This window comes from Plantactinospora sp. WMMC1484, assembly GCF_049315195.1.
In the GTDB taxonomy this organism is placed as follows: Bacteria; Actinomycetota; Actinomycetes; order Mycobacteriales; family Micromonosporaceae; genus Plantactinospora.
Genome location: NZ_CP186055.1, coordinates 4232144 through 4251313, shown reverse-complemented (window position 1 = coordinate 4251313; position 19170 = coordinate 4232144). Strand labels below are relative to the sequence as shown.

The following is a 19170-nucleotide window of genomic DNA, read 5'->3' as shown; positions in this document are numbered from 1 at the left end:
CCCGTCGTCGAGCGGGCCGGCGAGGCATGCCGGTTACGCTGACCCGACCAGCAGGACAGCATGGAGGACCACCGATGACCGACCCCGGCCGCGAACCCCACTTCGTGCAGTCCCTGGAACGCGGGCTGGCGGTCATCCGCGCCTTCGACGCCGCGCATCCCGAGCTGACGCTGAGCGAGGTCGCCCGTGCCTGCGACATCACCCGCGCCGCCGCCCGGCGTTTCCTGCTCACCCTCGCCGACCTCGGATACGTGCACAGCGACGGGCGGATGTTCCGGCTCAGCCCCCGGATCCTGGAGCTCGGCTACGCGTACCTCTCCAGCATCGGCCTGCCGGAAATCGCCCAACCACACCTGAAACGCCTGGTCCAGGAGGTGCACGAGTCCTCCTCGGTCTGCGTACTCGACGGCGACGACATCGTCTACGTCGCCCGGGTTCCGACCGCCCGGATCATGACGGTGTCGATCACGGTTGGCACCCGGTTCCCCGCCTACCTGACGTCGGTCGGCCGAGTCCTGCTCGCCCACCTACCCGACCAGGAGATCGAACTCCACCTCAAGCGCATCCCGTTCCAGCGGCCCACCTCCCGCACCATTGCCTCGGCGACGATGCTCCGTACCGAGCTGGGCCGGGTCCGCGACCAGGGTTACGCCATCGTCGACCAGGAACTCGAGGAGGGGCTGCGCTCGGTTGCCGCACCGATCCGGGACGGCAACGGCAGCGTCGTCGCCGCGGTCAACATTCCTGTGCACGCCAGCCGCAACTCCATCGAATCGATCCGGCGCGACCTGGTACCACCGCTGGTCGCGGCGGCCTCCCGCATCGAGGCCGACCTCCGTCTGCTGCCCCGGCACGCCGGCGGAGCGCGCGCCTGACCCGCCGCCTCCTCGCATCTTGACATCGAAAAGACGACCCGATCCCGGCCCGATCCCCCGCTGGTCCCGGCCATTGCTCGTCGCCGGGATCGTCCTCGCCGCGCTCAACCTGCGGCCAGCCCTGGCCGGCGTCTCCCCGCTGCTCGACCAGATCATGTCGGAGTACCGGCTGAGCCCGGCGGCGGGCGGTCTCGTCACCACCGTCATGGTCGTCTGCCTGGGCATCGTCGCGCCGTTCGCCGCCCCGGCGGTGCACCGGCTCGGGCTGGAACGCACCCTGCTGGCCGGTCTGGCCGTGCTCGCCGCCGGGATCGTGCTCCGCAGCCTCGGCGGCACCGCGGAGCTGTATCTCGGCGCCGCGATCGCCGGATCCGCCATCGCGGTGCTCAACGTGCTGATGCCGGCACTGGTACGGCGGCACTTCGCCGACCGGGTCGGCCTGCTCACCGGCGTCTACGTCACCGCCCTGGTGCTCGGTGCGGCGCTCGCCGCCGGCCTGACCGTGCCGCTGGCACAGGCCGTCGGCGCCGGTTGGCGACCGGCCGCCGCCGCTGGCGCGCTGCTGGTGGTACCGGCCCTGCTGGCCTGGCTGCCATGGTCCCGGGTACGGGTCACCGAACCGCCGGCCCACCGTCGGTTCCGGACCCTGCTCCGGATGCCGATCACCTGGTACGTCACCGGCTTCATGGGGCTACAGTCACTCACCTTCTACACGACACTGGCCTGGCTGCCCACGATCTACGGCAACGCCGGAAGCACCCCCAAGGAGGCGGGTTACCTGCTCGGCCTGGCGAACCTGACGCAGATCGCCAGCACCCTCACCGTGCCGGTCCTCGCGGCGCGGGCCCGTAGCCAGTCCGGACACGTGGCGGCGGCGGCCGTGCTCACCGCCGCCGGCTACCTCGGGATACTCCTCGCCCCCCGCTCGGCGAGCTGGGCGTGGGCGGTGCTGCTCGGCCTCGGCCAGGGCGCGTCGATCGCGCTGGCCCTGCTGCTCATCGCACTACGCGCACCCGACGCCGGTACGGTCACCGCGTTCTCGTCGATCGCCCAGTCGATGGGGTACGTCCTGGCGGCGGCCGGGCCGGTGCTCGTCGGCGCACTGCACCAGGCCTCCGGCGGCTGGAGGGTGCCGCTCGGCAGCGTACTGGTGCTGCTGGTCGCGCAGTTCGCGATCGGACTGCGGGCCGGTCGGCCGGCCGCGGCAGGGCCGGTCAACCCGCGGTAGCGGCTTCGGGGGTCGGAGCGTCCGCGCTTCCGCACGCTCCGGGCGCCGAGCTCAGACTCGGCGCCGGGAGCGTGCGGGACGTGACCGCGGATCCGGGGTCACGTCGAGACGACCGCTAGACGGCCGTACGCGACCACTGCTGGTTGGTGCCGCCGTTGCACGAGTATTGCTTGAGGATCACGCCGTCCGCGGTGGATGCTGACGGCACGTCGACGCACTTGTTGCTGTGCCGGGCCCGGAGCTGGAAGTAGCTGCCGTTGGCGACCATCTGGAACTGCTGGTTGCTGCCGCTGCCACAGGTGTACTGGATGAGCTCGGCACCGTCGGCGGTGGAGGCGCTCACCACGTCGAGGCACTTTCCGCTGTGCCGGCTGACGATGCGCCAGTAGCCGCTGCCGGCATCCTGGAACTGCCACTGCTGCCACGCGTTGCCGTTGTACGTGTACTGGCCGACCCGGGCACCGTTGTCGGTGTTCGGTGACTGGACGTCCATCGCCTTGCCGCTGTGCCGCACGGTGATCCGGTAGACCGTCCCCGTCGTCGGCGGCGGCGGCGTCGTGGGGCCGCCGCCGACGGTGTCGCCCCAGGCGTACCGGATCCGGTCGGCGCCGGAGGCGTTGCGAACGGTCAGGTGGAGATTGGTGCCGCTGCCGCTCAGGGCGAACATCGAGTACCAGTCGTATCCGGAGCTGCCGGTGGGCTTGCCGCCGAGCGCGGGCCAGTACGTGCCGCCCATCTGGTTGTCGCGCATGACCTGGGCCATCGCGCGGATGTGCCGCACGAAGTTGTCGCTGCTGTTCGCGTCGGCGTAGTTGAGGCCGTTGTCCATGGGCGCACCGAACTCGGTCGCGACCGCGCGGGAGGCGCAGTTCCCGAGCCGGGTCTGGATGTGGCTCCGGAAGGCGTCGTACGTCATCGCGCTGTAGAAGAAGGCGTAGTGGTGGAAGGAGAGCAGCGTGCCGTTGAAGCGGCTGTCGTTGCAGACGTCCCGCAGGTCCTGGCTGTAGCCGGTGCCGCCGATGAGCACCCGACCGGGCACCGCCGAGTAGTGGTAGCTGAGCCAGTCGGCCGCGACGTTACGCCACTCGGCCGAGCTGTAGCCGTGTGGCTCGTTCATCGGCTCGAAGTAGACGTTGGTGTTCGAGCCGTAGGTGTTCGTCACCGTGGACCACATCGTGTTCCACGCGGCGAGGTTCGTGATCCTACCGCCGGAGGCGGCGCCGTCCTCCCAGTACGCCAGGATCACCTTGAAGCCCCGGTCGGTGGCGGCGTCGATCGCGCCCCGATAGGCATTCCACCACGTCGTGCCGACGGTGTGGGTGTTGATCGGCAGCCGGACGGTGTTGACCCCCATGGTGGTGGCCATGTCGTCGTAGAGGGCGTTGGCCTTGGCCCGCACCGTCGCGTTGCTGTCGGACTGACTCAGCCCCTGCACGACGAGCGGGCCGGTGCTGAAGTTGTCACCCAGCACGGCCCAGTTCATGCCCCTGAACTGGCTGGTGGCGGCGGTGGCCGGTGACGACGTGACCGCGACGCCACCCAGCGCCGTCAGCGCGGTCGCCAGGGCGATCAGCGACCAGCGCAACGACCGGGTGCTCTGCGACGGTCCGGAGACGTTTCCACCAGACGACGTGATCCGTGTCGTGGGATGTCCAATCACTAGACCTGACCCCTCCGTTCTGGACATCAGAATGATGTCGTCTGGGTTACATCGGTAACGGAAACAACAACAAGAGACCAGGATTCGAACCGAAACGTTCAGGAACATTCGGGCTCGAACACGCGACCGCCTAGACCACGGCGCGGGACCACTGTTGGTTGGTCTGGCTGCCGCACGCGTACTGTTGGATGTCGGTGCCGTCTGCCGCACCGGCGCTCACCACGTCCAGGCACTTGCCGCTGTGCCGGGCCACGAGGTGGAAGTAGCTGCCGATGGGACGCCACTGCCACTGCTGGTTGGTCGCGCTGTTGCACGTGTATTGAATGACGTTCGCACCATCCGCGATGGAGGCGCTGGCCACGTCGAGACACTTACCGCTGTTCTGGTTGACGATCCTGACGTACCCGCCGCCCGCGTCCTCGAAGGCCCAGGTCTGGTTCGCTCCTCCGTTCCAGCCCCACTGCTTGATCTCGGCATTGTCGGCAGTCGATGCCCCGATGACGTCCATGACCTTTCCGCTGTGCCGCGCCGTCAGCCGGTAGCGCTCGACAGGCGAGGACGACGACACGGCGAGCACGGTGCCGTGCCTGCAGCCGGCGCAGTTCACGCTGCTGAGGCCGGACCAGGTGTTCAGGTCGGAGCTGGTAGCGGTCCATATTCCGCCGTTGGTGTACCGGTCGACGTAGATGCGCCAGCTGCCGTTCTCCAGCTGGACCAGTGCCGGCCCTTCGTAGCCGGAGCTCCAGAGGGCACCGCGAGACGTCCAGCCACTGGTGAGGCTCGCGGTGCTCGTCCAGTGCTCGATGTACTTCGAGGTCTCGTTCTTGACGAAGGCGTGATAGGTGTTGCCGGATCGGACGACGAACGTGTCGATGTAGTTCGTGCCGAGCCCGCCCATCTGGGCCGGCCCGCTCCACGATCTCAGGCTGCTGTCCTGGGCGGTGTAGACGTAGGGCCGGAAACAGCTCGAACACGTGGTCTGGGCGACGCTCGCGATGACCCGCACCGTGTTTCCCTCCACGAAGAACTCCGGGGCCCAGACGAACCTGGTGTCGGCGATCCCCGAGTTGACGCTGGCCACGTGTGTCCAGGTGAGCAGGTCCGTGCTGGAAGCGATGTTGAAGTAGGTCGAGTTCGTCGTCCAGGACTGGACGGTGTGCGCGACGTAGTACCTGCCGTTGTGGTTGATGATGCTGGGGTCGCGCAGGACCCCGGTCGGGCCACGGTAGTTCGTGTCGGCCAGGACGCCGAAGCTGGTCGCATTCGTCGACTGATAGACCCAGAGCTCCTGGTCAGCCGCGCCGTCGCCCCTGAACGTGGTGTAGAGGTACGTCGTGGCCGCGGACGCCGGTGTCGCCAGGGCGAGCGCGCCGCCGGCGACGACGAGCAGCGCGACGGTCAGCCGGGCCACCCACCGTCCGATCCTGTTCACCGGTCGCCTGATGCCGAGTTCCACAGGTTCCTCCTCGCGGTCGTGGTGCCAACGTGCGGTATCAGGACGTCCGGCGGAACGTGGCGTCGGCGCGGCCCGGGTCGTCGTTGATCGGGTCGATCCGCAGCACGTAGTTGCTGTGCCTGACGTACCGGTCGGGGAAGTTGTAGGACTGGAACGACGACCACGACGAGTTCGCCAGGCCGGCTACCTGGCGGAAGGTGGCGTCCTCCCGGAACGTTGTCGAGCCGTTGTTCGGATCCAGCCGCAGTACGTAGTTGGCGTGCCGCAGGTAGCGCCCGGGAAAATTCACCGACTCGAACGACACGTACCCGGACCCGTTGTTCGCCAGACCGGGAACCACCCTGAACTGCCCGTCCAGCGCCGGGTTGACGTTCGGGTCGATCCGGACGGCATAGTCCTGGTGCCGCACGTAACGGTCCTGGAAGTTGAATGACTGCAACCGCTGGACCGGCACCGCGCCCGCGTTGTTGAGCTCGCCCGACGGTCCGGCCAGCACCGTCGAGGTCGAGACGGGAAGGCCGAGATTCGGTGTGCCGTCCGGGTTCCAGGAGATCCGCTGCGCCCGGCTGGTGCGGGTGGTACCACATCCCTGGGAGGAGGAGGAGTTGGCGTGGTAGACGATCCAGTCCTCCGTGCCGTCGGGCGACGTGAAGAAGGAGTGGTGGGCGGGACCGTACACGCCGTTGGCGTCGTTGCGCTGAAAGAGCGGGTTGGCGAGCTTGCTCCACGAGCTGCGGCTCAACGGGTTGGCGCCGGTCAGCTCAAGCGCCCCGATCTTGTAGTCGGGTGTGCCGCAGTAGCTGGCCGAGTAGGTGAGAAACGTCCGGCTACCGCGTTGCAGCACGTAGGGGCCCTCGTTGACGGGGTTGCCCTGGCGCTCCCACGAGAGGGTGGGCTCGGAGATCAGCGTGCCCAGCGCCGCTGGCGTCCATGGGTTGGTCAGGCGGGTGATGTAGAGACTCTGCAGGCCGCCGTTCTCGAACCCGGAGTTGTTGTTGAACGCGGAGAAGACGAAGTAGTTCGTTCCGTTGACCGTCATGACGCTACCGTCGATCGACCATCCGTTGTTCGGCATCAGGTTGAGCTGGCCCCGATAGGTGTAGGGGCCCATCGGATCGGTTCCGGCGCTCTCCAGCACGTGCTGTCGCTGCCCGCTGCAGCACGAACTCGGGCCGGCCGAGTAGTACAGGTACCAGCGCCGCCCGTTCGGTCCGTCGAGCAGGTGCATGCTGGGTGCCCACATGTTCGATGTCGCGTTCGGCTGCGACATCGTGAACACCCGGGTCTCCGGCGCGGTCCGTAGGGCGCCGAGGGTCGACGCCCTACGGATGTAGATGTTCCCCGTCCAGGTGGTCGCCGTGTAGTAGTAGTTGCCGTTGTAGTAACCGAGCCACGGGTCGGCGCTGTTGGGCGTGCCGACGACGGGGTTCTGGAAGGAGGCTCCGGGAGCCGCGCTGCCCGGAGCGGAAGCGGCGATCACGCTCACACCGACAGCGACAACGGTGGCCAGGGCGACGCCCACGGATCGTGCACGTATTCGCATGACGCGGGATCCTCTCGACGGTCGACGCACGTGTTTCGACGTGGCGGGGCGGTGACGTCAACTGGTGATTCGGAATGTGGCGTCGGCCCGGTCGGTGGCGGTGCTGATCGGGCTCAGCCGGAGCAGATGGTCGGTGTGCCGGATGTAGCGGTCGGCGAAGTTGTACGACTGCAACCGGTTGATCGGCGTGGCGGGAGCGCCGACGCCGGTGCTGGTCTGCGCGACCCGCCGGATGGTGCCGTCGGAGTTGTGGCTCAGATACTCCATGGCGAGCGAGCGCTTGTAGTTTCCGCCGCCCGACCGGAGGTTGCGTTGGTAGGCGATGTACCAGCGGCCGTTGTACTCGGCGATCGAGTGGTGGTTGGTGTTGACGTTGACGGAGTCGAGGATGACGCCGCGGTAGGTGAAGGGGCCGAGAGGATTGCTGGCGGTGGCGTAGGCGATCTGTCCGGGCCAGCCGGTGGAGTACGAGTAGTAGTACGTCCCGTTGCGCTTGTGCATGTGGCCGGCCTCGGCGAACTGGCTCCCACCGTTGATGGTGATGGTCTGGACGGAGCCGGATGTCGAGATCATGTCGGAGTTCAGCCGGACCACTCGGGGCGCGCGGGCGCCGCCGAAATACAGGTACGCCTGGCCGTTGTCGTCCACGAAGGCCATGGGGTCGATCGGCTCGTCGCCGGTGTTGGCGTCCCGGCCCCGCTCGATCAGCGGGTTGCCGCGCGCGTCGCTGAACCCGCCGGTCGGCGTGGTGCTCCGGGCCACACCGATTCTGGTGCGGTCCACCGGCAGATACAGGTAGTAGTTCCCGTTGCGCTGCACCGCCGACGGAGCCCAGGCGTACTGCGTGGCCCAGCGGAACCCGCTCACCGAGAACGGCGCCCCGTGATCGGTCCAGCTCACCAGGTCGCTCGACGAGAACAGCCGCCAGGCGTTGGAGTCCCAGTAGGTGCCGCTGTTGGACTGGTCGTCGGTGGCGTAGACGTACATCCGGCCGTTGGCCACGAGGATTGACGGATCCGCAGCGAACCGCTGCACGATCGGGTTCGCGGCCTGCGCCGGCGTGTCCGGCCCGGCGACCAGCCCTGCCGTCACCGCCAGGAGAGCCACGGCGACGTACGCGACTATGCGCCCGAGGGCGTGCGGTGGGTTGTCAGTCACGACGTGTTCTCCCTTTGCGAAAGGGCTCCGGAAGGTGTCGGCCGACTGGAGGCGTCAATGTTAGCGCTCACACTCTGCCATCTCACGAATCTGGAACCGATCTTCACGAAGCGTCGAGGGGGCGCGCGGGCGAGGCCCACCACGCTTGCGACCACCTTGGCTTCGGCGACGTCGCGCGTCGCCTGTACGTCTGGCCGCCGGTTAAATCTGTGTTGCGGATGAGTGTTAGCGATAACACACGCCCTGTCAACCCACGTACATCGATTCCCCAGATGCGGCCACACCGGCAACCGCCACGGACCACGTCAAGGCCGCTGGTGGCACGTCGTCGGTCGGGGTCACCCCGCGCCGGCGGCCGGCCGGGCGCGGCAGGTGCCGCACCGGGCCGGAACGACGCGTTCAGCTGCAGGTGTTGCCGTTGAGAGAGAAGCCGCTCGGTGCCGTGTCGTTGCCGTTGTGGCTGGCCTGGAAGCCGATGGTGGTCGAGCCCCCCGGCGGTATCGCGGCGTTGTAGCTGACGTTCGTTGCGGTCACCTGCCCACTGCTCGGTGAGTAAGTGGCACTCCAGCCGGAGGTGATGGTCTGTCCGGAGGCGAGGGTGAAGCGCAGCGACCAGCCGTTGATGGCGCTCGTGCCGGTGTTGGTGATGGTGAGGTTGCCGACCAGGCCGGTGTTCCACGCGTTGATCGAACTGGTCACCCGGCAGGTTCCCGTGCCGGCAGGCGGCGTGGTCGGCGGAACCGTCGGCGGCGTGGTGGCGGGTGGGGTGGTGGGGTTCGTCGTGGGTGGGGTGGTGGGGTTCGTCGTGGGTGGGGTGGTGGGTGGGGTGGTCGGGGTGGTGCCCTCGGTGACGGTGATGGTGGAGATGCTCCGCGCCGGGACGGTGACGGTCGCCTGCCCGTCGCTCACGTTCGCCGGTTGCGACGCGGCGCCCAGGCTCTGCGAGGTGACGGTGTATTCGGCGTTCGAGATGCTCCGCGGCGTCTGGACGACCACGTTGTTGACCGCGTTGTTCGAACGGTTCAGCATCACCAGTGTGGTCTTGCCCCGCCCCTGGTAGGCGGTGACTTCCAGCGACGAGGTTCGCGAGCTTTTCGACAGGGCGACGCGTCGGTCGCCGGGGCGGACGTACTTGGCGTACTGCGAGAATGCCTGGCCGCGTCGTAGGACCTGACCTTTCGTGGTCCCGTACTGCGCGTCGCCGTCGCCGATGAAGGAGTAGAAGCGGCGCCCGTACCACCAGACGTACGCGCTCCAGCCGGATTCCATCGACCGGTGCACGGTCCGCATGATGTCGTCGAGGGTCTCGTTCCATACGGCGGCGTTGTTCGGGTTTCCCCAGATGTTGGAACCGCTGCCGTCGGCGGCGTGCAGGTTCCACTCGGTCATCCACTGGTTCTTGCCGTACTGGTTCGCGAGCGGATACGCAGACAGGTTGCCGCTGTTCTCCGCGTCGTAGAGATGCCCACCGACGTAGCCGATGTTGTTACGTGCGGCCGGATCCTGCAGCGTGGGGTCGGAGTACGCCCGGTTGAACCGCAGCGACTCACCCACCATCAGGCTGGTGTCCCTGACCTTCGCCCCCTGGTCACGGACCCAGTTGCGCATCTCGGTGCCGGTCCAGTCCATCGAGTCGTAGTCCGGATGCCAGTCCGGCTCGTTCTGCACCGAGGTCACGTCGATCGTGACACCCTGACCCTTCATGTACTGCACGTAGCTGTTCAGATGCTCGGCATAGTCGTCGTAGTAGTCGGTCCGCAGCTTGCCACCGTTGACCCGACTGTTGTTCGTCTTGAAATTCGCCGGCGCCGTCCACGGCGAGGCGAGGATCTTGACATCCGAGCCGTACGACTTCGCCGTCCGCAGACTGCTCGCGTACAGGCCCCACTCACTCGACACCGGCGAGATCACGGTCCGCACGATCGACAGACCGAGCTGTCCCTGGCCCAGGCCGACGAGGGTCTGCGTCTCACTGTCCGTCCACGGACTACCGGAACCGTTGAAAATGGGCGTCGCCGCCCCGAATCCGTCGATCGTCTGGAACGACGACCCGGCATTGACGGTGATATCAGGTGTCGCCGCCAACAGCGGCGGGGCGGCCAGAACTCCCCCCGCCACGGTGACCACGGCAGTCGCCGCAGCCACCACCACAACCTGGAACTTCTTCACAAGCTACTCCATCAGTTCGTGCGGCCCGGTCTTCGGAGCCGTGGAGAGGACGCTCCCGACAGCCCGCTGGCCACATCGGGCATAACGGCTGGCCGATGCCCCCCTAAATAGGTTGCTGTCGATGTTATCGAGAACATGGCCTCACTGTCACGCGCTCGCAACCGCGCGCCCGAGCCCGACGACCTCGACCGCGAGCCCACCCTGCACCTCGCCGCCGCGGCGGGACAGCCGCCCTCCGGCCGTCCGCGGGGACAGCCTGACCGGCAACCGGGCGGATCGGGACGTCATCCTCCCGGTCCGTCCGGCCACGGTTCGACACCACCGGGGCGACGTTCTCGAGATGCCGGGGCGCTACCGTGAAGCGGTGACCCGGAACCGCCTGCTGCCCACTGCCACCGCCCTCCTCGTCGGGGTGCTCGTCCTCATCTCGACCGCCACCCCGGCCCACGCACACACCGAGCTGAGCCGCACGTCACCGGCGGCCGGGAGTACGGTCAGCAAGCCACTGACCGCGGTGACGCTGACCTTCAGCGGGCTGATCAAGCAACCCGGCACCACGGTGGAGGTGACCGGTCCGGACGAGATCTCCTACAGCGACGCCGACGCGCAGGTGCTGGACAAGACCATCACGCAGACGGTGAGACCGCTTCCCGTCGGAGCCATCACGGTCGCCTGGCGCACCGTCTCCGCCGACGGCCACACGGTCAAGGGCAGCTTCACCTTCACCAACAGGGTCGCACCGCCCACCCCGACCGCCGAACCCACCCCGACGGCCGCCCCGACGCCGACGGTGGAGCCCAGCACACCGCCCGCCGCGTCGCCGGCCGCGGCCGCCGGCACGGGTGACGACGGGACGTCCCCGGCGCTCTGGTGGGCGGTGATCCTGGGCCTCGTGCTCGTGGTGGCTCTCCTCGCGGGCCTGCTGCTCCGCCGCCGCAGGTCGACCACCACCTGACGCCGGCTGCACAGCGGGCACCCGGGCAGCCAGATCCTCACCCCCGGGCGGGCCTCGGTTCCGCATTTCGAAAGGGCAATCCGGGGTCTCCGGTCGAGCCAGGGCGGAAGATGAGATGGGGAACGTCGGAGTCCCCCCGGGCGCACACCGGGCGACGCGGTGGCCACCGCTCCGGCCGCCGGGTAGACGCGGTGGCCACCACTCCGGCCGCCGGCTAGGAGCCAGTCCCATCCAGGGCCAGCAGCCCAGATCACCCGCCGCCCGCACGCACGTGTCTCATTCCCGTTCTCAAACCATAGGCCCCCGAATCACCTCGGTTCCTGGGGCTGGACAGCAGCCAATCCACTAGGGCGCGTTTCAGAAGTGGGCGCTGACTCGTACCACCGGTATCGGGAAGCCTGATCAGGTGGTGTGTCGCTGATAGATAGACAGCGAGGTCTCCGGTAGACCGTTCAACGACCAAGAAGAACGAAAACCGGAGACCTCGTGGCCACCATACCGGCGGCGAGGCGGCACGACCTGACCGACGCCCAGTGGGCGGCGCTGCAGCCGCTGCTGCCCAAGGGCAAGAAGCCGGGCCGTCCGCCGAAGTGGGATAAACGCCAGCTCATCGACGGGATCCGCTGGCGGGTGCGGGTTGGCTGCCCGTGGCGGGACGTGCCCGCACTGTACGGACCCTGGCAGACCGTGTATGGGCTGTTCCGCCGCTGGCAGCGCGGCGGGATCTGGCAGCGGATCCTCACCGGCCTGCAAGCCCACGCTGACGCGGCCGGGCTGATCGACTGGGACGTCAGCGTCGACTCCACGGTCACCCGCGCTCATCAGCACGCCGCCGGTGCTCGGACCCGGCCGCAGGAGCAGAAGGAGCTGCCCGGCGGTGTCGCGGACGAGCCCGCCGACCATGCCCTGGGTCGTTCTCGTGGCGGGTTGACCACCAAGCTGCACCTGGCATGTGAGCAGGGCCAGAAGCCTCTCGCGGTGGTGGTGACCGGTGGGCAGCGTGGTGACAGCCCGCAGTTCACCTGGGTCCTGGCTCGTATCCGGGTGCCGCGGCCTGGTGGCGGACGTCCGCGTACCCGCCCGGTCCGGGTCTTGGCCGATAAGGCGTACAGCTCGGCCGCGAACCGGGAGCACCTACGAAAACGCGGGATCAAGGCGACGATCCCGATCAAGGTCGACCATGCCGCGAACCGGCGTAAGAAGGGGTCGAGGGGCGGACGGCCGCCGAGGTTCGACCCCGAGATCTACAAGCAGCGCCACGCCGTCGAGTGCGGCATCAACCGGCTCAAACGCCACCGCGGCCTGGCCACCCGCTACGACAAGCTCGCAGTCCGCTACCAGGCAACCATCCACGTCGCCGCGATCAACGAATGGCTCTGACCGCTTATGAAACGCGCCCTAGTCGTCCCCTGGAAGACGGAGGTCTCCGGCATTCCTGGACGCCAATCTGTCAGGTCACCGGACGCGCATCGATGCGGCCCTGGCTCGTCGTGTCGGCCGCCGGGCCGGCCCGGGCTCGTGGGGTCCTGAACCTGCCGGGAACTTTCGGCGCTGTGACGCCGACTATCTGCTGAGTCGGACTTTCGCCGCTCCGCCGCGACTCCACGGAGGAGTCGTCCATCGAAAGGTACCCACATATGAAGAGCACCTTGCGCCGTGCGGCGCAGGCCGGCGTTGCCGGCCTTTTCACGGCTGGTGTCGTGCTGCTCACCGCCGCACCGGCCGCCGCGCACGTCACCGTCTCGCCGACCGTGACGTCGGCCAACTCCTACACGGTTCTCACGGTGTCGGTGCCACACGGCTGCGACGGCGCGGCCACGACCAAGGTCGCCATCAAGATCCCGGAGGAGATCATCTCGGTGACGCCGACGGTCAACGCCAACTGGACGAGCTCGAAGGTGATGGCCGAGCTGAACCCGCCGGTCAAGGACAGCCACGGCAACGAAGTCACCCAGCGGGTCTCCGAGGTGGTCTACAGCGCGAAGACGCCGCTTCCCGACGATCTGCGGGACACCTTCGAGCTGTCGCTGAAACTGCCGGACACGCCCGGCAAGACGCTGGTGTTCCCGTCCGTGCAGACGTGCGAGAAGGGCGAGACCGCCTGGGTGCAGGTCCCGGCCGACGGGCAGAACCCGGACGAGCTCGAACACCCGGCGCCGGGCTTCAAGGTGACCGAGGCCGCCGAGGAGGGCGCCGCCGAGCCGAGCCCGGCCGCAGACGTGGCACTGACCGGGGCCGAGGGCAACGCCGCCGGTGCGGAGAGCGGCGGCACCAGTACGGTGAGCTGGATCGCGCTCGCCGCCGGTCTCCTCGGCCTGCTGCTCGGCGCGTTCGCCGTGCTGCGCCCGACCATCACCCGGTCGCGCGGTACCGAGGCCTGACATGCCGGTCCCGGCCCGACGCCCGCTGGCTCGGCTGGCGGGCCTTGCCGGTGCCGTGCTCTGCGGGCTCCTGCTGACGCTCGGGCCGGCAACGCCGGCCCGAGCGCACGCCACGCTGCTCGGCACCGACCCCGCCGACGGTGCCGTGCTGCCGACCCCGCCGCCCGAGGTCACCCTGACCTTCAACGAGCCGGTCCAGGTCCGCACCGGCGCGGTCCGGCTGCTCGACGCCGCCGGCACCGAGCAGCCGGCGGCCGTGCGCACCGTCGACACCCGGGTGGTGCTCACGGTGCCGCCCGAGCTCGGCGACGGCAGCTACGTGATCACCTGGCGGGTGATCTCCGCCGACAGCCACCCGGTCGCCGGCGGGTTCACCTTCGCCGTCGGCGCCCCCAGCACCGGCGGGATCGAGGCCGCGACGGTCCCGGAACCCAGCTCCGGCGTACGGCTGGCCCGTCAGCTCACCGAAGCGCTCGGCTATGCCGGAGTACTCGGCGGTGCGGGGCTGGCAGCGTTCGCGTTCCTCCTGTTGCCCGGCACCCCGGGCGGCTCCACCGTCCTGCTCCGGCGCCGGGTCTACGGCGTGCTGCGCTGGTCGGTCCCGGCGACCGTGGCCGCGCTGCTCGTGGCGTTACCCGTCGCCGTGGCCTGGCAGGACGGCAACGACCTGGCCGCACTGGTCGCACCGTCGACATGGCGTACCGCGCTCTCCACCGACACCGCGCTCGCCGCGCTGCTCGCCGTCGCGGGCCTGGCGGTGGCGCTCCTCGCCGCGCGGTCGCAGACCCGGCGGTGGTACGCGCCGGTGGCCGGACTGGCCGGCGCGGCACTCGCCGCGGGATCACTGACCCTGACCGGACACACCCGCACCTTCGGACCGGCGGCGCTCGTGCTCGCCGCAGACCTGCTGCACGTGGCCAACGCCGCCCTGTGGCTCGGCGGTCTGGTCGGGCTGATCCTGCTGCTGCTCCCCTCGTCCCAGGTGACACCGCCTGCGGCCGCGACCACCGTCGCCGCGTTCTCCCGCCTAGCCGCGTGGCTGGTCGCCACCCTCGCCGTCACCGGCGTCCTGCTCGGCTGGCGCATCGTCCAGACCTGGTCCGCGCTGTTCGGTACCGGATACGGCGCCGCGCTGCTGGTCAAGGTCGCCATCGCGGCCCTCATCGTCGGCATCGCCGCCTGGAACCGCTACCGGCTCCTCCCCCGCGTCACCGCCGGCGGCGGCACCGGAGCGGCGTGGCCGGCGCTGCGCCGCACCGTACGCGCCGAGGCCGGCCTTCTCGCCGCCGTACTCGCCGCCACCGGCGTGCTGGTGACCCAGAGTCCGGTCGAGGAGACCGCTCCGGCCGCGCCCACCGACCGCCCCGCATCCGTCGAACTCACCGCCCCGCTCGGCAACCACCACGCCGCCATCGTGTTGACCCCCGGCACCGCCGGCGTCAACGCGCTGCAGCTCAGCATCCTCGACGGCAGCCGGCGCCCGGTCGAGCCGGTCGCCCCGCCCGAGCTGCGGTTCAGCCTCCCCGCCCAGGACATCGGCCCGCTCGAACGCTCCGTCTCCCGCACCGCGCCCGGCCGCTACGAGGCCGTCGCCGAGTTTCCCCTGCCGGGCGAATGGATCATCGAGGTCAGCGTCCGCACCTCCAAGTACGAGAATCCGGTCGCCCGCATCCCCGTGGAGATCCCATGAGACGCCCGGTCGGCCGTACCGTCGTCCTGCTGGCCGCCGCCGCGGCGGCCCTCCTGTTCACCGGCTCGCCCGCCGCCGCACACGTCCTGCTCGCCAGGGCACAGCCCAACGGCGACGGCAGCACCACCCTCACCTTCACCTTTGACCACGGCTGCGGCGAATCGCCGACCACCGAACTGATCGTCTCGCTTCCGGCCGGCGCCACCCCGCCCACCCGCACCGCGCAACCCACGGGCTGGAAGGCGACGACCGAGCCCGACCGGGTCACCTGGACCGGCCCCGGACTCGCCGCCGGGGCCGAGGCTGCCTTCGCCCTCACCACCCGGCTCACCGGCACCATCGGGCAACCGCTGCGCTTCCCCACGGTGCAACGGTGCGCCAACGCCGAGGCGTACGAGTGGACCGACCCGCAACCCGGCGACGAACACCCGGCACCCAGCCTGATCGCCACCGCCGCGGTCCTCGCCCCCGTCCCGGCCAGCGCTCGGGCCGCAACCGCACCGGCCAGCGGCACCGGCGGGGCCGCCAGCCTGCCACAGGCGCTGGGCGCACTCGCCGCGTTCGTCGTCACCGCCACCGCTGCCGCTGCCTTCGCGACTCGGCGGAACCGTCCGCTACCCGCACCCCCGCCCGCCGGCGGGCCCTGAGCGCCAGGCCGCCGGATCAGGCGTACGGCGTCAGGAAGTCCTTCGGGCGCAGCGCCTTCGCGGTGATCCGGACGTCGCCGATCCAGCCGTAGAAGCCCTGGCCGTACTTGAGGTCGAACGAGGTCGCCCCGATCACGAACGGCCGGCCGAGGGTGGCGATGCCGGTCGACGGCTGGTTCGGGTTACGCGCGATCTTCGAGCCGTCGACGTAGACGACGGTCCGCCGGGAGTCGTTCACCACCGCGATGTGCAGCCAGCGACCGGTCGGCAGGGCGTGGCTCCAGGACGTCGGGTCGGCGTCCTGCCGGTCGGCGTAGACGACGTACTGGAGGAACCGCTCCGGAGAGATGTTCAGGCTGCACGTGCACTCCAGGGGCGACCAGCCGGTCGTCTTGCCGGCGTCCCCGCTGCGCCCCTCCCAGCTCATGATCCCCATCCAGGCGTGATCGCCCTGGAACGGCTCGGGCAGCTTGACGAAGGTCTCGATGGTGTACCCGTCGCGGAACTTCATGCTGTTGATCGGCGCGTTCGGGCCGGCCCGCAGGATGGCGCCCCGGTCCGGGCCCTTGCCACCGTCGAAGCGGAGGCTGGCATGGGCCGGCTGGCCGGGGTGGTGCTCGGTCGAGCGGGTCAGCGTCTCGGCGCCGCCGGCACCGATCCGCGCGACGGTGAGGTCGTTGCCATTACCGCTCAGGTCCCGCAGCACGGTGCCGTCGGCGACCGGGCTGCCGGCCGTACCCGAGGAGAGGCCGTAGGAGTCGAACCGCCAGTATCCGACGGTGCCGCGCGGCAGCACCGCCACCGGCGGCCGGGGCGCGGGCGGCGGCACCGGGGCGAACCCGCCGAACCGGGCGGCGAAGTCGATCTCCATGCTGAACCGGTCGACCGGGCCGGTCAACTCGATGGTCTCGGCCTCCAGCGGCGTCCGCCTGGCCGGGTCGCGGGCGAGGAACCACGGCGCGAAGGTTTCGACGTCGATCACGCCACGGGCCAGGTCGAAGTGGTAGAGGCGGATCATCGCCGCCCCGCCGTAGTAGCGGTCCTGGTAGTTGGTGATGTGCACCTGCACGTCGTTGCCGGCGGCGTTGGTGAGCGTGGTCCGGCCGGGCGGCCAGTAGTGGCCGTTGAGGGTGAGGAAGATCTGGTCGTTGTCCCGGATCAGCCGGTCCCAGAGTCGCTGCCCGTTCTCCGAGAGCTGCGCCTGACCGGCGTCGTCGGCCCAGGCCAGGTCGTGGGTGGTGAGGATCACCGGGAGCCTACGATGCTCGTCGATCACCTGCTGCGCCCAGGCCAGACCCTTGTCCGAGGCGCGCCAGTCGAGCGCCAGCACCAGCCAGTCCCGACCGCCGGCCCGCAGCACGTGGAAGCTGTTGTAGCCGTCGGGTGAGGAACCGCCGAAGGTCGGCATCCTCGCGAACCGCTGCGGCCCGAAGGTACGCAGGTAGACGCTGTCACCGCGCTGGTCGTCGCCGCCCCGGATGTCGTGGTTGCCGGCCAGGACGCTGTAGGGCAGCTTGCCGTCGAGCACACCGAAGGTCTTTCCGGCAAGACCGATCTCGTGCTCGCTACCGTGCTCGGTGACGTCTCCGAGGTGCGTCATGAACACGATGTTCGCGTCCCTGCGCTCCTGCGCGAGGTAGCGGAACGTCGCCCGCAGCGGCTCCGGGTCGGAGCTGTCCTCGTCGAAGAGGTACTGCGTGTCCGGCAGCACCGCGATCGCGAACCGGGGATTCTGCGGGTCGAACGCCCCGGCCGGCCCGGCGGCGGCCGGGGTCGCCGCGGTGCCGAGCAGGGTCGCACCGGCGCCGGCAGCAGGCGCGGCGAGCGCGACCTGCAACAGAGCGCGCCGATCGACCCGACGATGATCGCCGTTCGTTGCCATTGTGGTCTCCAAGCAGGTGATCGAGCCTTGCCCGGACACTGTCCCGGGCCCAGGTGAGCAGCCCGCGACCCGGGGTTGAACGACGGCATGCCGCCAACCGAAGATCAACTTTGCCGGAGCGCACCCGCCCGGACCGGCTACCTCGGCACGTCACCCTCCCCATCGCCCGAGGCGCCATGGCCAGTGCCCGACACCTCGGCCACCCCGGCGCCCGCTCCGCCGGTGGTTGCCGCACCGGCTCCGCGGGCTGCCGGTCGTTCCGTGCCGGCGGCGAGCACGGCCTGGACCGTCTCCCTGACGATCGCGGCGATCTGGACCGCCTGCTGGTTCGCCGCGGCCTGCTGCCGCCGCCGGCGGCGGAGGCGCCACGCCACCCACAGCGCGGCGAGGGTGACCATCAGCAGCAGCACCAGCTGGGACCACGGGATCGACCACGTGGCGGCCGACTCGGTGGCCAGCGGGGTATCCGGGGCGAAGACGTCACCCTCCCGGGTGGGGACGGGCCGCAGTTCGACGGTGCCGGCCGTCCGGAACGTCGGCCAGACGTCCGGCACGTCGACCGAGAAGGTCAGCGAGTTCGACGGCAGCAGCTCCGGCATCCGCTCCAGCACGACCTCGCGTCCCGGGAAACCGAGCCGTCCGGGCACGACGACGACCTGTTCGGCGCCGAGCCGGACGTTGCCGGTGTTGGTGACCGTGTAGGAGACGCGTGCGTCGCCGGGCCGCACCGGGTTGCCGGTGCCCGAGTAGCTGACCCGGACATCCGAAACCGTCAGCTCCGGCCGCAGCTCACCGCCGACCCGTACGTACATCCGGGTCCCGAGACGGCGATCCACGACGACGGCCCGTCCCCGGTTGTCGGTGCCCGGGGAGCGGTACGAGGTGACGATGCCGCCGGTGTGGTCGCCGTGCTCCGCGCCGGCGGGTACCACAATGGTGAACGGGACGTCGACGAACCTCTTCGGCGGCACCTCGATGACACCGCTGTCGAGCACGACCCACTTGCCCACGTCGGTGGGCTGCTCACCGGTGGGCAGCAGGTCCAGTGCCCCGCGGGACGTGGTGCGGGCGTCGCTGGCGTAGACCGCCAGCGTCAACGGCTCCGCGCCGAAGTTGCGTACCCGGATGCTGTCCTCGATCCGCTGCCCGGGGACGAGGTCGTAGGAGAAGTTCGGTCGCTCCGGCTTGCCGGCGGCCGGTGTGGGCCGCACCGACCAGGTCAGCGTCGGGTCGTCGGCCTGGGCCCGGGCGGCAAGTGACGCGGCGAGGGCCTGGGCCCTGGCCGCGAGTGGCGCGGCGCCCGCCGCCGGGGCGGGGCCGAGAAGGCCGGCGGCGGCGAGCGCCACGGCGAGCAGCGACCGTGCCACGCGTCGGGCCGCACGCCCGGCCCGCCGGGACGCCGTCCGTCGCTGGGCACGCCGTTGCTGCTGCTCGGGCGCGCATCCGGAGGCGCGACGCCGGACCGGCTCGGCGGTGGGCCGGCCGGGTGGCCGGGCGAAGGGTGACATACTCGCTCTGTCCCGTCA

14 protein-coding genes are annotated in these 19170 nt (G+C 69.9%); 7 read left to right on the top strand and 7 right to left on the bottom strand.

The window, feature by feature from the left end:
* Positions 1-74 precede the first annotated feature (74 nt).
* Positions 75-875 carry an IclR family transcriptional regulator domain-containing protein gene (locus ACN28C_RS18665; RefSeq protein ID WP_422768821.1) on the top strand — a complete coding sequence of 267 codons (801 nt, stop codon included), beginning with the start codon at positions 75-77 and terminating at the stop codon, positions 873-875.
* Positions 876-894: 19 nt separating this feature from the next.
* Positions 895-2103 (top strand): MFS transporter, encoded by a 1209-nt coding sequence (locus ACN28C_RS18660; protein WP_422768820.1) that lies wholly within the window; start codon positions 895-897, stop codon positions 2101-2103.
* Positions 2104-2218: 115 nt separating this feature from the next.
* On the opposite strand, the gene ACN28C_RS18655 is transcribed toward ACN28C_RS18660, so the two are convergent.
* The 5 genes from ACN28C_RS18655 to ACN28C_RS18635 form a co-directional block, all read right to left on the bottom strand.
* A complete protein-coding gene (locus ACN28C_RS18655; RefSeq protein ID WP_422768819.1) occupies positions 2219-3688 on the bottom strand; it encodes an RICIN domain-containing protein in 1470 nt (489 codons plus the stop codon).
* 205 nt (positions 3689-3893) lie between these two features.
* Positions 3894-5219 carry an RICIN domain-containing protein gene (locus ACN28C_RS18650; protein ID WP_422768818.1) on the bottom strand — a complete coding sequence of 442 codons (1326 nt, stop codon included), beginning with the start codon at positions 5217-5219 and terminating at the stop codon, positions 3894-3896.
* A gap of 37 nt (positions 5220-5256) precedes the next feature.
* On the bottom strand, positions 5257-6762 hold the full coding sequence (locus tag ACN28C_RS18645; protein ID WP_422768817.1) for a family 43 glycosylhydrolase: 1506 nt from the start codon (positions 6760-6762) through the stop codon (positions 5257-5259).
* Between the two features lie 57 nt (positions 6763-6819).
* On the bottom strand, positions 6820-7920 hold the full coding sequence (locus ACN28C_RS18640) for a family 43 glycosylhydrolase (protein ID WP_422768816.1): 1101 nt from the start codon (positions 7918-7920) through the stop codon (positions 6820-6822).
* Between the two features lie 399 nt (positions 7921-8319).
* Positions 8320-10089: a cellulose binding domain-containing protein gene (locus ACN28C_RS18635; protein WP_422768815.1), complete on the bottom strand. Its 1770-nt coding sequence runs from the start codon at positions 10087-10089 to the stop codon at positions 8320-8322.
* A gap of 364 nt (positions 10090-10453) precedes the next feature.
* On the opposite strand from ACN28C_RS18635, the gene ACN28C_RS18630 reads away from it, so the two are divergent.
* From ACN28C_RS18630 to ACN28C_RS18610, 5 genes are all read left to right on the top strand, one after another.
* Entirely contained in the window at positions 10454-11044 is a 591-nt protein-coding gene (locus ACN28C_RS18630) for a copper resistance CopC family protein (protein ID WP_422768814.1), read from the top strand.
* 486 nt (positions 11045-11530) lie between these two features.
* Positions 11531-12424, top strand: coding sequence for an IS5 family transposase (locus ACN28C_RS18625; RefSeq protein WP_422768813.1), 894 nt, complete (start codon positions 11531-11533; stop codon positions 12422-12424).
* A 257-nt stretch (positions 12425-12681) separates the two neighbouring features.
* Positions 12682-13425, top strand: a complete 744-nt coding sequence (locus ACN28C_RS18620; RefSeq protein ID WP_422768812.1) for a YcnI family protein — start codon at positions 12682-12684, stop codon at positions 13423-13425.
* Between the two features lies 1 nt (position 13426).
* Positions 13427-15115, top strand: a complete 1689-nt coding sequence (locus tag ACN28C_RS18615; protein ID WP_422768811.1) for a copper resistance CopC/CopD family protein — start codon at positions 13427-13429, stop codon at positions 15113-15115.
* Complete coding sequence (locus ACN28C_RS18610; protein ID WP_422768810.1) at positions 15112-15762, top strand: DUF1775 domain-containing protein; 651 nt, start codon at positions 15112-15114, stop codon at positions 15760-15762. Before ACN28C_RS18615 ends, ACN28C_RS18610 begins: the two co-directional genes overlap by 4 nt.
* Positions 15763-15778: 16 nt before the next feature.
* Here ACN28C_RS18610 and ACN28C_RS18605 read toward each other — a convergent pair whose 3' ends face one another.
* The gene (locus ACN28C_RS18605) at positions 15779-17644 is read right to left on the bottom strand and encodes a LamG-like jellyroll fold domain-containing protein (protein ID WP_422768809.1); all 1866 of its coding nucleotides are present in this window, start codon (positions 17642-17644) and stop codon (positions 15779-15781) included.
* 137 nt (positions 17645-17781) lie between these two features.
* Positions 17782-19152, bottom strand: coding sequence for a WxL protein peptidoglycan domain-containing protein (locus ACN28C_RS18600; RefSeq protein ID WP_422768808.1), 1371 nt, complete (start codon positions 19150-19152; stop codon positions 17782-17784).
* Positions 19153-19170: the final 18 nt, after the last annotated feature.

Excerpts from the sequence above, each read along its gene's own strand:
- ACN28C_RS18665 (WP_422768821.1), top strand. The coding sequence starts at position 75 with ATGACCGACCCCGGCCGCGAACCCCACTTCGTGCAGTCCCTGGAACGC.
- ACN28C_RS18645 (WP_422768817.1), bottom strand. The coding sequence starts at position 6,762 with ATGCGAATACGTGCACGATCCGTGGGCGTCGCCCTGGCCACCGTTGTC.
- ACN28C_RS18620 (WP_422768812.1), top strand. The coding sequence starts at position 12,682 with ATGAAGAGCACCTTGCGCCGTGCGGCGCAGGCCGGCGTTGCCGGCCTT.
- ACN28C_RS18615 (WP_422768811.1), top strand. The coding sequence starts at position 13,427 with ATGCCGGTCCCGGCCCGACGCCCGCTGGCTCGGCTGGCGGGCCTTGCC.
- ACN28C_RS18610 (WP_422768810.1), top strand. The coding sequence starts at position 15,112 with ATGAGACGCCCGGTCGGCCGTACCGTCGTCCTGCTGGCCGCCGCCGCG.
- ACN28C_RS18605 (WP_422768809.1), bottom strand. The coding sequence starts at position 17,644 with ATGGCAACGAACGGCGATCATCGTCGGGTCGATCGGCGCGCTCTGTTG.
- ACN28C_RS18600 (WP_422768808.1), bottom strand. The coding sequence starts at position 19,152 with ATGTCACCCTTCGCCCGGCCACCCGGCCGGCCCACCGCCGAGCCGGTC.